At 72.8% G+C, this 13,780-nt stretch carries 11 protein-coding genes; 6 read left to right on the top strand and 5 right to left on the bottom strand.

Translation table 11 applies throughout. The features are described from left to right. Positions 1 to 31: 31 nt before the first annotated feature. Both ACWCPW_RS18185 and ACWCPW_RS18180 read right to left on the bottom strand, forming a co-directional pair. On the bottom strand, positions 32 to 1,594 hold the full coding sequence (locus tag ACWCPW_RS18185; protein WP_449762572.1) for a GMC family oxidoreductase: 1,563 nt from the start codon (positions 1,592 to 1,594) through the stop codon (positions 32 to 34). A 104-nt stretch (positions 1,595 to 1,698) separates the two neighbouring features. Then, positions 1,699 to 2,514, bottom strand: a complete 816-nt coding sequence (locus tag ACWCPW_RS18180) for a sugar phosphate isomerase/epimerase family protein (RefSeq protein ID WP_449762571.1) — start codon at positions 2,512 to 2,514, stop codon at positions 1,699 to 1,701. A gap of 259 nt (positions 2,515 to 2,773) precedes the next feature. Between ACWCPW_RS18180 and ACWCPW_RS18175 the strand changes: the two genes are divergently transcribed. From ACWCPW_RS18175 to ACWCPW_RS18165, 3 genes are all read left to right on the top strand, one after another. Then, entirely contained in the window at positions 2,774 to 3,556 is a 783-nt protein-coding gene (locus ACWCPW_RS18175; protein ID WP_449762570.1) for an SDR family NAD(P)-dependent oxidoreductase, read from the top strand. Positions 3,557 to 3,584: 28 nt separating this feature from the next. After that, on the top strand, positions 3,585 to 4,808 hold the full coding sequence (locus ACWCPW_RS18170) for a DegT/DnrJ/EryC1/StrS family aminotransferase (protein WP_449762569.1): 1,224 nt from the start codon (positions 3,585 to 3,587) through the stop codon (positions 4,806 to 4,808). A 432-nt stretch (positions 4,809 to 5,240) separates the two neighbouring features. Next, complete coding sequence (locus tag ACWCPW_RS18165) at positions 5,241 to 6,023, top strand: NADPH-dependent F420 reductase (protein WP_449762722.1); 783 nt, start codon at positions 5,241 to 5,243, stop codon at positions 6,021 to 6,023. Between the two features lie 107 nt (positions 6,024 to 6,130). Here the strand turns inward: ACWCPW_RS18165 and ACWCPW_RS18160 are convergent, their stop codons facing one another. Next, on the bottom strand, positions 6,131 to 7,069 hold the full coding sequence (locus tag ACWCPW_RS18160; RefSeq protein WP_449762568.1) for an IclR family transcriptional regulator: 939 nt from the start codon (positions 7,067 to 7,069) through the stop codon (positions 6,131 to 6,133). A gap of 304 nt (positions 7,070 to 7,373) precedes the next feature. On the opposite strand from ACWCPW_RS18160, the gene ACWCPW_RS18155 reads away from it, so the two are divergent. The 3 genes from ACWCPW_RS18155 (at position 7,374) to ACWCPW_RS18145 (ending at position 11,582) form a co-directional block, all read left to right on the top strand. Further along, on the top strand, positions 7,374 to 9,467 hold the full coding sequence (locus ACWCPW_RS18155) for an ATP-binding SpoIIE family protein phosphatase (RefSeq protein WP_449762567.1): 2,094 nt from the start codon (positions 7,374 to 7,376) through the stop codon (positions 9,465 to 9,467). Positions 9,468 to 9,925: 458 nt separating this feature from the next. Continuing rightward, the gene (locus ACWCPW_RS18150; protein ID WP_449762566.1) at positions 9,926 to 11,011 is read left to right on the top strand and encodes a hypothetical protein; all 1,086 of its coding nucleotides are present in this window, start codon (positions 9,926 to 9,928) and stop codon (positions 11,009 to 11,011) included. Positions 11,012 to 11,042: 31 nt separating this feature from the next. After that, positions 11,043 to 11,582: a UGSC family (seleno)protein gene (locus ACWCPW_RS18145; protein WP_449762565.1), complete on the top strand. Its 540-nt coding sequence runs from the start codon at positions 11,043 to 11,045 to the stop codon at positions 11,580 to 11,582. 234 nt (positions 11,583 to 11,816) lie between these two features. Here the strand turns inward: ACWCPW_RS18145 and ACWCPW_RS18140 are convergent, their stop codons facing one another. Continuing rightward, positions 11,817 to 12,785 (bottom strand): IclR family transcriptional regulator, encoded by a 969-nt coding sequence (locus ACWCPW_RS18140; protein WP_449762564.1) that lies wholly within the window; start codon positions 12,783 to 12,785, stop codon positions 11,817 to 11,819. Continuing rightward, on the bottom strand, positions 12,782 to 13,621 hold the full coding sequence (locus tag ACWCPW_RS18135) for an amidohydrolase family protein (protein ID WP_449762563.1): 840 nt from the start codon (positions 13,619 to 13,621) through the stop codon (positions 12,782 to 12,784). The genes ACWCPW_RS18140 and ACWCPW_RS18135 overlap by 4 nt, the downstream gene beginning before the upstream one ends. Positions 13,622 to 13,780 lie beyond the last annotated feature (159 nt).

Here is a 13,780-nt window from a genome sequence, read left to right as displayed (position 1 = left end):
CCCTGGGTCGATCCGTGACTTTGCCGTCTCGCTAGTCGGCCGCCGCGATCAAGTCCGCGCCCAGCTCGCCCAGTGCGGTCGCCAGCAGGTGGGTGTTGGCGCGGGGCACGGTCGGCACGACCGAGGCGTCCACGATGTGCAGGCCGCTCAGGCCGTGCACGCGCAGGTCCGCGTCGACCACGCCGGCCGTCGGATCGGTGCTGATCCGGCAGGTGCCGACGCCGTGGTAGAAGGCGTAGTGCGAGGCGGCGAAGGACAGGCACAGTGCGTCGTCGGGCATGTCCGACACCCGCCGCACGGCGGCCGGAGCGAGCGCGAGGCCGGAGGCGGCCACGACGCGCGCGGCCAGGCGCACCCCGATCGCCAGGCGCTCCAGGTTGTCGCGGTCGGTGGTGAACGGCCAGGAGATCCGCGCCGGGGCGTCGGGCGCGGCGCCGGTGGGCACGATCGAGCCGAAGCCGTTGGGCAGTTGCAGGGCGACGCTGATCTCGATCTCCCGGGTGCCGTCCGGATTGCGCCGGGCCACGGGGGTCAACTGGAGGTCGTGGGTGCGCCCCCCGCCCGGACGGGCCGTGGCCCGGGCGATCGTCTGCAGCGTCGGTCCGCCGTCGGGCACCGCGTCCGGTCGCACCGCCGCCCGATAGGACACCACCATGTGATCGCTCAAGCCGCCGCCGACGGCCGGTAGTTCGTGCAGCGGTTGGATGCCCAGCCCGGAGATGCCGGGCGCCGGTCCCACGCCGGAGCGCCACAACAGCAGCGGGTTCTGCACGACGCCCGCGGACAGCACGACCCGGCCCGCGTATACGCGTTCGCCGTCGGCCAGTTCGATGCCGACCGCGCGGCCGCCGGCGAGCAGGACGCGACGCACGTGGGCGTCGCCGCGTACGGTCAGATTCGGGCGGGCGCGGGCCGAGTCGAGGTAGGCGACGGTGTTCGACACGCGTCGGGTGCCGCGCCGGTTCATCGGGATCGGGCCGACCCCGGTCGATCCCGGACGACTGTGGTCGGGGCACAACGGCAGCCCCTCGGCCAGACACCCGTCGACGAAGCCACGCTGCAACGGGCTCCAGTCGGCCTCCGGGTGCCGCAGGATCGGGATCGGTCCGGCGTTGCCGTGGTGGGGTTCGTCGCCGAAGTCCAGGTCGTGTTCGATCCGGTTGAGGTAGGGCGACATCCGCTCCCACCGCATTCCCTCCGGCCACGACGCGAAGTCCTCCGGCTCCGGGCGCATCGCCACCGCGCCGTTGGTCGCGGACGAGCCCCCGACGCCGCGCCCACGCGCGTAGTCGAGCACGCGCCCCGCGGTCGAGGCGACCTTGTCGCCCCAGTTGTACGGCCAGGCCACCGGCCGCGAAAGATGCCGCAGTTCGTCCGGCATCGTGTCGGCGCGATGGTCGGGACCGGCCTCGACCAGCAGGACCGTACGATCCGATCGCTCGGACAACCGGGCGGCCAGGACACATCCGGCCGAGCCCGCGCCGACCACGACGACGTCGAACGTGCCCGGACCGCCTCCCGGGGATCGGCCGTCGAGCGTGGACGCGGAAGCGGTCGGGGACTGGGGATCGGGCTTCGGTCGGCCGGCTGACATGGGCGACTCCTCCACTTCGGGGACTACGGACTCGGCTGTTTCGTGCATACGGACTCGGCTGTTTCGTGCAGGGGACAGGGCTGTTCGGGGAATGCCGGTCGGGCCTACGCGGAGTGCGCCGCCGTCTCCCAGGCCGTGCGGGTCGCGGCGAGGGTGGCCTCGGCGAACGTGTACAGGTCGGCGGTTCGCCAGTCGTCGGAGAGCAGTTCGACGCTGACCACGTCGTCGTAACCCTTCGCCGCGAGCGTCGCGCAGAACCGGTCCAGGTCCAGGACGCCTCGGCCCGGGAGGACCCGGCGGTGCATGGACTCGTGGTGCGTGTCGTCGGTCACCGGCGCGGGTGCGTCCGCGAACTGCACGAAGCCGATGCGATCGAGCGGCAGCGCGGCCAGGTCGGCCCACCTGCTCGGCCCCCGGAAGAAGTGCCAACTCTCCACGACCAGACGCAGGTTCGGGTGCGCCACCCGCTCCCACAGGCGCAGCGCCTCGGCAATCGAGTCGACGTGCCGGGTGGGCAGGAACTCCACGGCCAGGCCGATGCCTTCCGCGGCCAGGGCTCGGGCGCACCGGGCGGTGTTGGCCACCACCGGGTCGTCGATTTCGCCGGTGACCACACACAGCACCTGTTCCGGGCGCAGTACGCGGGCCACCCGAAGGATCTGGCCCAGGCTGCGCAGCGTCCCGGGCTCGTCCGCGGAGATCGACAGCGAGACCAGTTCGTGGCAGGGCAGGTCGTGCCGTCCCAGGTGGGCGGCGAGTTCGCTCGCGGGCAGGCCTTCGCGCTCGTGTGCGAGCACGGAGAGGAGGTCGAGCCCGATGTGATCGTAGCCGGCCGCCTCGGCGGCGGCGATCTGCCGGGGGAGGGACGGCGGCAGTCCGTAGTAGGTCGAGTGGTTGAACGTGTTGAAGCTGTAGCGCATCGCATCCTCGCGTGCTCCTCGGTCGGCCCGGCCCGGGCCGGGTGGACGGGTCGCATCTTGTGAAGGCCATCATAACCATGATAGCCATGAAACAGACGAGCTCCGGAGCAGGCCGTCGCCACCGTCCCGGCGCCACCGCCGCCGGCCGCGCTGCGGCCTCGGTCCCGGCTCCCGCCCCGGCCTCCGCCGTCTCCGCCGTCTCCGCCGTCTCCGCCGTCTCCGCCGTCTCCGCCCGTCATCGCCATCCGAAGGGGTCCCCATGTACGACCTGCAAGGAAAGGTCGCGCTCGTCACCGGCGCGGCGCAGGGACAGGGAGCCGCCGAGGCGCGCCTGTTCGTCGAGTGCGGCGCCTCGGTGATGCTCGCCGACGTGCTCACCGAGCAGGGTGCCGCGCTCGCCGAAGAGCTGGGCGACAATGCCGCCTTCGTCACCCTCGACGTCAGTGACGAGCACGCCTGGGCCGCCGCCGTCGCGCTGACCGTGGAGCGCTTCGGCGGCATCGACATCCTGATCAACAACGCCGCGGCGATGCGTATCGTCGCCCTCGAGGACGAGACGGCCGACGCCTTCCGGCGCGTTCTCGACGTCAACCTGCTCGGCCCCTTCCTCGGCATCCGGGCCGTCGTCCCGCACATGCGGGCCGCGGGCGGCGGGGCGATCGTCAACATCGCCTCCGTCAGCGGCGTGCAGGCGCAGGCGTGGGCGTCCGCGTACTCCGCGTCCAAGTGGGGACTACGCGGCCTGACCCGCACCGCGGCCGTGGAACTGGGCGAGGCGGGGATCCGGGTCAACGCCATCGTGCCCGGCACGATCCGTACCGCGATGCTCCCGGCCGACCGCAGCGGTTCCGCGCGGGACACCCGGTTCGCGCGACTGCCCCTGGGCCGCGTCGGCGAACCGGACGAGATCGCGCACATGGCCGCGTTCCTGGCCTCGCCCGGCGCCTCCTACGCCACCGGCGCCGACTTCACCGTCGACGGCGGCCTCCTCGCCGGCCCGACCCCGGCACCGCGGCCTTCCGCCCCGATGACCTTCCACTGACCCACCCACCACTCGAAGGACCGGCCACATGAGTGAGCAACAGCGCGTCGTCTACGCGAGCGCCGTCTACGACCAGGACGAAGTCGACGCCGTCATGGCGGTTCTGACGCAGGGCCAGAACGGCCTGCGGATCGGCCCCAACGTCGCCGAGATGGAACGCCGCGTGGCCGACCTGTTCGGCAAGCGCCATGGTGCGATGGTCAGTTCCGGCTCGGCGGCGCTGTTCCTCGCCGTCGAACTCCTGGACCTGCCGGTCGGCTCCGAGGTGATCACCTCGCCGCTGACCTTCTCCACCGACCTGTCCTGCCTGCTGCGCGCCGGCCTGGTACCGGTGTTCGTGGACGTCGAGCCCGACACCTTCCAGATCGACGTCTCCCGGATCGAGGAGATGATCGGCGAGCGCACCCGCGCCATCCTGGTACCCAACCTGGCCGGCAACGCGCCCGACTGGGACGTCATCCGCGACATCGCGGACCGACACGACCTCAGGGTCATCGAGGACTCCTGCGACGCGGTCGGCTCGACCCTGCGCGGCACACCGACCGGCACCCGCTCCGACATCTCGGTCACCAGCTTCTCGCTGTCGCACATCATCACCGCGGCCGGCAGCGGCGGCATGGTCATGCTCGACGACGACCGGCTGCGCGACCGCTGCCTGACCCTGCGCGGCTGGGGTCGCCGCTCGGAGACGCAACTGTTCGGCTCCCAGGCCGGCTCCCGGAGCTTCTGGACCGACCTGGACGGCATCAGCTACGACAACATGTTCATCTTCGACGAGGCCGGCTGGAACTTCCTGCCCACCGAGTTGTGCGCGGCCTTCGGAGTCCAGCAGGTCAAGAAGCTTGATCGCAACCACGCACGCCGGCAGCACAACTTCACCCGCTTCACCGAGGTGCTGCGCCGGCACCCGAAGCACTTCACGCCGCCTCGGCAGTCGCCCGACCTGAACACCGCCTGGTTGTCCTACTGTTTCCTGGTCGGGCCGGACGCCGGCTTCGGGCGCAGCGACCTCCAGCAGTACCTGGAGGAGCACGGCATCGACACCCGCGTCGTGTGGACGGGCAACGCCGCCCGCCAACCGTTCATGAAGAACGCCACGTTCCGGCAGCCCGCCGCCGGGCTCCCGGGCGCCGACCGGGTGATGGAGTACGGCATGTTGATCTCCTGCAACCACGGCCTCACCGACGCCATGATCGATCACGTCGCCGAGCGCATCGACGCGTTCATCGGGCAACTCCCCACCGCTCCCTGAGGTTTCGCCCCTTTCGCCCGGGCGCGCGCTCCCGCGCGACCCGGGCGACGGTGCGACGGCGGGACGGCGGGACGGCGGGACGGTGCGCCGGGAAGTGGGGAGACAGCGCGGCAGGAAGGCGGTGAGCACGGGCGTACGGCCCGTTGCGCACGGCCGTGCGGAGCGATCGCGCGAGACGGCGGGACCGTCCGCGCGGTGCGGCCTCGGCCGTCGCGCACGGCTCGGGAGGGCCGGGCGATCCGGTGCGGGTACGCCGACTCGTCCACCTCACGACCCAACGCCCGGCCGTGCGGTGGGTGATCACGCGGTGAGTACTCGGGGGACGGACCTGGCTGCGCGATCACGGCGGCTCCAGGCTGTCAGGGGGCCACGCCCGGCCGGCCGGCTCGCCCGCCGCCCACCGGTGGCCCGCCCGCTTTCGTGTGGCATGCGATCGCGCGGCGACCTCACGAACGAATGGAAAGAACCATGACCCGAACTCTCGGACTCATCGGCAGCGGAATGATCGGTTCCTCCGTCGCTCGCCTGGCCGTCGCGGCGGGCCTGGAGGTCGTCCTCAGCAATTCCCGAGGCCCCGAGACCCTCGCCGACCTGGTCACCGACCTGGGCGAGCGTGCCCGCGCGGCCACACCGGCGGACGCCGCCCGGGCCGCCGACGTGGTGGTGGCGGCGATCCCGTTGAAGGCCTACGCGGCGCTGCCCGTCGACGCCCTGGCCGGCAAGACGGTGCTGGACACGGCCAACTACTATCCCGAGCGGGACGGCCGGCTCGCGGAACTGGACACGGGCGAACTGACCTCCAGCGCGCTGCTGCAGCGCCACCTCGCGCACTCCCGCGTCGTCAAGGCGTTCAACACCATCACCCCGCACCAGTTGTTCTCCCTCGCCCGGCGCGCGGGCGCGCCGGACCGCAGCGCCCTGCCCATCGCCGGCGACGACGCGCGGGGCCGGGCCGAGGCCGTCGCGCTGTTGGACGTCCTGGGTTACGACGCGGTGGACATCGGCGCGCTGGACGCCAGTTGGCGCAGCGAACCGGATACGCCGGTGTACGTCCGGCCCTATCTCGGCGAGGTGCCCGCCATGGATGTCGAGGCGTTCCTGGCCTGGACGCTGCGGACGCCGGGCATCGCCGTGCCGGCCGCGCGGGTGGGCGAGCTGGTCGACGCGGCGGTCCGCCGGTCGGCGGGCGAGGCCATGCTCCCGAGCCGGGACTGACGCGACGCCGGTCCCGCGGCCGATCCGCGCGCGCCCGCGGATCGGCCGGCCGCGCGCCGGGAGGTGTGGGTCCTCCCGTTCGGGGCGATGCGCCGGGTGCTCGATCCTCAGGCGTGGACCGTGCCCTGGGGGAAGTCGCGCGGGGGTGTTCCGCGCAGGTTGTGGGTGATCGTGCGGGACGCGGCGAGGAGGCGGTCGCCGACCGCCCGGATGCCGGCCGGATCCAGGTCGGCCCATACGTACACGCTGATGTTGAGCGCCGTGACACCGGCACCGGTGAACGCCGGGGCGGACATGACACCCACGGGGTAGGTGCGGGCCTCCTGGAGGTCGTCGTCGAGGTAGTCGATCGTGCCGATCTCGTGCAGGAGTTCGGTGACGGCGGGGCGCCCGCGCGGCGAGAGCGAGTCGAGTTCGACGAGCAGCGCGCGCAGGCGTCGGGAGGCGGGCGTGTCGCTCTCGACGGTGTAGCCGCGCCGGCGCACGGTGGCGAGCACGGCGCGAAAGCGCGGGGTGCGCGCGGGATCGGCGTGTGGGGCGCGAGCGAGCCAGCGCCCGATCTCGGGTTCCCCCTCCCACGCGACCAGTCCCGGGCCGAACGGCGGGGCGAACGGGATGCGTTGCCCGACGCGCACGACATCGGCGGCGTCGCCGTCCACGGCGAGGTGACTGCCGACCACGATGTGCTCGCCGCTGGGGTAGCCGGCCGTCACGGCCATGCCCAGCTCGCGGACCAGCGCGGCCAGTTCGCCCTCGGCGGCGCGCGCGACCGGTACCCCGGTCTCGGCCGCGCGGCCGAGCGCGATCAGCCCCGGGCCCGGGGTGAAGGTCTTCTCGACGGGATCGCGGACGACCCAGCCGGCGCGGACCAGCGCGGCCAGCACGGCGTGGCACGTGGCGCGGTTGAGCCCGAGCCGACGCACCAGTTCGGCCACGGTCGCCGGTTCGCCGGGACGGGAGGCCAGGAACTCGGTGACGGCGACGACCCGGTCCGTGGGTGGGGACGGGATGGCCGACCACTGCTCGCGGTCCGGTGCGCTGTTCATCACGTGTCCGTTCTTCGAGACCGCGATCCTCGATGGCGGAGCGGGCCCGGTGCGGGGGCCGTGGGCCGTGGAGAACGCGGCGGGGCACCGCTACGGTACCTGCTCGACAATGATTGTCGACTATTCGTCGTCGAGGTCCGGGCGGGCAGCGTAATCCGGGGTCACGGGTGGGTCGCCGGCCCCCGGGGGCACGGTGCGGTTCTCGGCCGAGAGCGTGATCCACCTCTGTGCGGACCCGTGTGTGTGGAGGGCTCCAGTGGGCGATACTGGGCAAATCGACCTCGGAGTCCGGAAGGATCGACGGGTGACGGAAGACGGTCACAGCGCGCCTCCCTTCGAGCTGCCCGCGGACTGGGCGAGCCCGCTGGCGCACGCCGTCTTCGATCAGGGCGCGATGCTCCTCGCCGCGGTGGATCCGGACCTGCGGGTCGTCGCCACCAACGCCACCGCCGGGGGCTTCCCGCAGATCCCGATGGGTCCGGGGGACGACATGGCCGCCGTCTTCGCCGCCCTCGGCCTCGAATACCTGGTGCCGGTGCTCGGGCGGGCGCTGTCCCCGACGGGACCACTCCTGCGCAGGTGGCAGTTGGTCGCCGCACGTGCCGCGGGCGGGAACCTGCTGCACCTGACCATCGGCATCCTGCGGATCGAGCGCGCGCCGGGGTCGACCCTCGGCCTGCTCGTCACCGTGAACGACATGACCGACCTGGTGCGCTCCGAATCCCGCTTCGAGGTGGTACGCGAGGCCGCCCGGACCATCGGCGACTCGCTGGATGTCGCCCGGACGGCCCAGCAACTCGCGGACCTGGTGGTGCCACGACTGGCTGACCTCGCCGCCGTGCACCTCGCCGAGGCGGTCCTCGCCGGCGAAGAGCCCGCGGTCGACCCGACGACCGGCTACACGCCCGAGGTCCGGGCCGGGGTGGCCTTCGCGGGTGACGCGTGGCCCGAGGAACTGGTCCAGGTCGGCGAACGGCTGCCCGTCCCGCCGGACATCCCCGAAGTCCGGGCCATGGAGGGCGGGGCCACCCTGCTGATCCCGCGACTCGAGCCGCTGCCGGGCGACTCCTCGGTGCCCGCGAACGCGCACAGCCTGCTGGCCGTACCGCTGTTCGCGCGCGGACACTCGCTCGGCAGCGTGCAACTGTGGCGCACCGAGCGCCCGGACCCGTTCGACGAGAACGATGCCCGCCTGGTCGAGGAGATCGCCTCGCGTGCCGCGCTGAGCGTGGACAACGCGCGCCGCTACACCCGGGAGCACAACGTCGCGCTGGCCCTGCAACGCAGCCTCCTGCCCGAGGAGGGCAGCGACGAACCGGCCGCCGAGACCTTCGCGGCCTACCTGCCCACGTCCTCCTCGGCCGGGATCGGGGGCGACTGGTACGACACGATCCCGTTGTCCTCGCTGCGCCTGGCCTTCGTCGTCGGTGACGTGACCGGGCACGGCCTGCAGGCCAGCGCGACGATGGGGCGCCTGCGTACCGCCGTCCAGGCGCTCGCCGACATGGACCTGCCGCCGGACGAGCTGCTGACGCACGTGGACGACCTGGTCCAGCGGTTCCCGAACCGGTCCCATGGTGCCGAGGCGGTCTCCGGCGCCACGTGCCTGTACGCGGAGTACGACCCCGTGACCAGCCGCTGCCGGATGGCGTCGGCGGGGCATCCGCCGCCGGTGGTCCTGGCCCCCGACGGACGTGCCCACTTCGTGGAACTCGAGGCCGGTCCGCCGCTGGGGGTCGGCGGCATGCCGTTCGAGATCGCCGAGATCGAACTGGCGCCGGGCAGCGTGCTGATCCTCTACAGCGACGGCCTGGTCCGCGGGCGCGACCACGATCTCACCGCGGGCATGCGCCGCCTCCTCGATCGCCTCGAACACACCGACGCCCCGCGGCAGGATCTGGCGAAGATCGGACGCGACCTGCTCGACCCGGCGGTGGCCGGTTCGTGCGACGACGACACCACCCTGTTGCTGGCCCGGGTCCGCCCGCTGCCCGACGAGGACAGCGTGGCCTGGGAGTTGCCCGTCGACCCGGCGCACGTGGCGCGGGCCCGCGACCTGACGACCGGGCAACTCGCCGTCTGGGGGCTGGAACACCTCGCGTTCACCACCGAACTGGTCGTCAGCGAACTGGTCACCAACGCGATCCGCTACGGCGAAAGCGGCCCCATCAGGCTGCGGCTGATCCGCAGCCGGGACGTGCTGATCTGCGAGGTCTCCGACCCCAGCAACACCCAACCGCGCCTGCGCCGCGCGCACAGCACCGACGAGGGCGGCCGCGGTCTGTTCCTGGTGGCCCAACTCACCCGCAGGTGGGGAAGCCGCTACGAGCAGTCCGGCAAGACGATCTGGGCGGAACAGGGCACCGCGCCGGTCGAGGAGGCCTGGGAGTTCGACTGAACGTGTCGTCCGCCGCCGGGCCGTCGACGGGTGGCGGGTGCGCCACCGACGGCGTGCGTGGGTCGACATCCGGTGTGACCCCGCCGGAGCGGCGGTGCGCGGTCGGCGAGGTTTGGCGAGACCGTGCCGACCGTCGTGGCGGCGGGCCGGGCGCACGTCGATCCCGATCGCGCGTCGATGCGCACACAACGCGCCCGTCCGGGCCCCGGCGTGGGACGCCGCGCGTTCCCGACGGGGGACGGCGTGTGCCTTGACGATGCCCGTGGTTCGAGAGTCGGGACGACCACATCGAATTTTCGAACGATCCTCTTGTGCGTGACGGGTCGTCGGCCTACCTTCGGCGGTGGTCGGCCGGCGGCCGCCGGGGTGCGCGTCGCCTGTGCGGGAGCGCCGCCCCGAGCCGCTGCGACCGGCCCCGGGCCGGGCTCGCGACCTCGCCACACGATCGAAGGAATGCGATGGCAGCAGACGCCGAAACCTCCGACCGCGACACGGCTCCCGCGGTGATTTCACTGGCGGACGAGAGCCCCGAGGCCCTGTACGCGCTGCTCGCCGAACGCGGGTGGGGCGACGGACTTCCGATCGTCGCGCCGACCCCGGCGCGCGTCGACGCGATGCTGGCCGGCTACGACGGCGACCCCGACGAGGTGATCGGCGTCCTGCCGCCGCGCCTGGGCGAGGCGACCGCGCGGGTGCTGGCGGCGAACGCGGTGATGGCCGGATGCCTGCCACCGTCGCTGCCGCTGCTCGTGGCCGCGGTACGGGGAATGTGCGCGCCCGAGTTCAACCTGCGGGGCGTCAACTCCACCACACACCCGGTCTCGGTGATGGTCGTCGTGCACGGGGAAGCGGTGCGCCGCTGCGGCTTCAACTCCGGTACCGGCACCCTCGGCCCGGGCAACCGGGCCAACGCCACCCTCGGCCGTGCGGTGCGCCTGGCGCTCATGCACATCGGCGGCGGAACCGCCAAGGGCGTCGGCGGCGAGGGCCTGGGCGACGCGGCGACCCAGGGCCAGCCGTCCAAGTACACCTTCTGCCTCGCGGAGAACGCCGAGGCCAGTCCGTGGCCGACCTACCCGCGCTCGCTCGGCCTGGACGCGCCGAGCGCGGTGACCGTCGCGGGCATGGAGAACCCGCACAACGTGCACGACATGGAGACCCGGAGCAACCCCGCGCCGATTCTGGACAAGGCCGCCAGTGTCATGGCGACGTTCGGCACGAACAACGCGGTCGTCTCCAGCGCCGAGTACTTCGTCGTGGTCGGCCCGGAACACGCCGCGACGCTCGCGGCGGCGGGCTGGGCCCGCCAGGACGTGCAGGCCTACCTGTTCGAGAAGGCCCGCCGCCCCGCGGCCGACTTCCGCGCGCACTTCACCGCCGCGCTGTGGCGTCCGTGGATGCGCGCGCTCGGCGACGACGACCTCCAGCCGATGACCGAGAGCCCGGACAACATCCGCGTCCTGGTGGCCGGCGGGCCGGGCAAACACTCGCTGGTCGTGCCCAGTTGGGGTCTGACCCGCAGCGTCACCGTCCCGCCGGCCTGATCATCCGAGCCTTCCCCACGGAGCCGCATCCATGAGCGTCACGATCATCGACCCCACCGGCCACGTCGGCGAACCCGCCAAGCGGCTCGCACCCGGCCTGGACGTCCTCACCGGCAAGCGCATCGCGGTCCTGGACAACCTCAAGCCGCACGCCGGCCACATCCAAGGCGGCATCGCCCGCCTGCTGGCCGAACGCACCGGCGCCACCGTCACGTTGGAGATCGCCAAGATCAGCGCCGCGCTGCCCGCCGAACCGGAGGTGATGCGACGCGTCCGCGAGTGCGCCGACGTGGTGATCACCGGCTCCGCGGACTGCGGCTCGTGCACGTCCTGGAGCAGCCACGACACCGTCGAACTGGAACAACTGGGCATCCCCACCCTGCTCCTGGCCACGGCGGGCTTTACCGAGATCGCCCGCCAGGTGTGCTCGCTCTACGGGCTGCCGCAGGCGCGCGTGCTCACCGTGCGCGGCCCGCTGGGCGGTTCGACCGACGCCGAACTCGACGCGATGGCCGCCGAAGCCGTCGACGACGCGCTGTTCCTGGCCACGACCACGCCCACCGCCTCGTGAACGGGTCCGCGTACGCGGGGCCTCGTACGCCATGTGCGCGGCCCCGCACGCAGCCCTTCGCGCGGATCCGCACGGTGCACGGGGCGGCACGGAGGACGGGGAACCGATGGCTGTAGAGATCGACCCGGCGGGCCGTGCGGCCCTGGTCACCGGTGGACTGGACCCCGCAGGCGATGCGCGACGTGGTCGCGGTCAACCACCTGACCGTGACCCCTCGCGATCGAGCCGGCGCCGCTACTTCGGTCCGCGGGGGTGCCGGGGCTCGTCGCCGCTCTCGGGCGCGCGGCCTCCGGTGGACCCGGTGACGTCCGCGGCGGCGGCCAGCAGGCGCTTGCCGGCGCGGGTGATCTCGGTGCCTCGCAGTGGTTTGGCCATCAGCAGGGACAGCACGACCGAGGTGCGCCCGTGCGCGTCGAACGCCGGGGCGGAGATGCTGTTCACGTCGTAGCGGACGCGGTCGTCCAGGCGCTCCGGCAACGAATCGATGTGGCTGAGCTCGGTGTACAGCAGGGCTACGGCCTCCTGCTGGGACGCGGAGAGGTCCTCGCGCATCAGCCCGTACAGCGCCTCGCGCAGGCGCATCGACGCCGGGCTCTCGCGGTGCACGTCGTAGCCGCGACGGCGGATGGTCTCCAGTACGCCGATCAGCCGATCGCGGAAGGCCTCGTCGGCGCGCGGTGCCCGGTCGAGCCACGCGCGGATCGCCTCCTCGCCCGACCAGGCGATCTGGACCGCGCCGTACGGCGGCACCAACGGGATGCGCAGGCCGACCCCGAAGGCGTCACCCGCGGACCTGGGGCCCGCGGCGTCCACCACCGTGATCGTCTCGGCGTCGTGCACCGCGGCGGTACAGGGCGCGCCGAACTCCTCGGCCAACGACACCAGATGGTGCTGCGCGGCGCGGGCGGCCGGGAACGAGCGCTCGGCCGCGTGGCCGACCGCGATCAGCGCCGGGCCCAGCGAGTATCCGGTCGGCGTGTGCAGCAGGTAGTGCGCGTCGGCCAGGCGGCGTACCACCGCGTGGCAGGTCGCCTTGCTGATCCCGCTGTGCCGGATGATCTCGGTGAGGGTGAACTCGCGGCCCGGGTGGGCCGAGAGCAGATCGAGTACGGCGATCACGCGGTCGGTGGGCGGGGAGGCGGACCGGCCGCCGGGGTCGGCGCCGGGATTCGCGAGCGAGGGGGACGGCCGAACAGCGGTCATGAGGCGTTCCACCAGAGGTCGAGTGCGGTGTGGCCGAGGAAGCCGGCGCGATCCGCGGGGGAGAGGCGGCGTGCGGCGTGCCGTCCCAGGGCGGCCTTCTCCGCGTAGGTCGAGCCGGCGGTCTGCGGATGGTCCGACCCCCACATGACCCGGTCCGGGCCGAAGGTCGCCACGAGCCGGTCCACCACATCGGCCGGATCGCCCCCGGCCGCCGCGTGTCCGAGCACGTGCGTGGACACCTTGATCCGCACCGCCGGGAGAACGGCGAGGTCGAACAGCGGGCCGGCGGAGGCGAACGGCGCACCTTCCGACAGGTCCGCGAACCCGCAGTGGTCCAGCGCGACCGGGACGTCGGGGTGCGCGGCGACCAGCGCGCCCAGCCGGGGGAGGGCGTCGGGGAACAGCACCGGGACCATGGTCAGCCCCGTCTCGTTCGCCAGTGCCCACACCTCGTCCGCGCGCCCGTCCCCGAGCCAGCGCGGCCGGTGCCCGTGCACGCCGAAGGCCCGCACACCGCACAGGAGTTCACCGGCGTCGCGGGCGAGGGCCGCGAGCGCGTCGACGGGGTGGGCGCCGTCCATGTCCACCGCGCCGACCAGGGCGAAGCGATCCGGGTCGGCGCGCACGGCGTCGATCGCGTACGAGCAGTCGTACCCGTACGCGCCCACCGCCTGCACGATCACCGCGCGGTCGACCCCGCCCGCGCGCATCCCGGTCGACAGGTCCCGGGCACCGACGTCGTCCGCGTGAAACCAGGGGCTGCCGACGCCCGAGGGCGCGAGCGGATATCGCTCGCGGTCCGCCGACGCCACGTGCACGTGGGCGTCGACCACCACGGGTTTCCGAATAGTCGGATCGGCAGGTCGCATAGTCGAATGCTAGGAGTCGGGTGGGCCGTGGGCAACGTGGCACTGCCTACAAGGTGTAGGCAGGTCGAATACTCGGACGATATTGATTGCCTTTTCGAACGAAGTTAGGGTGGGCCGGCTTCCAGG

The organism is Embleya sp. NPDC001921 (genome assembly GCF_053594475.1).
The sequence above is the reverse complement of the archived record's forward strand: the minus strand, read 5'-3'. Positions and strand labels throughout refer to the sequence as shown.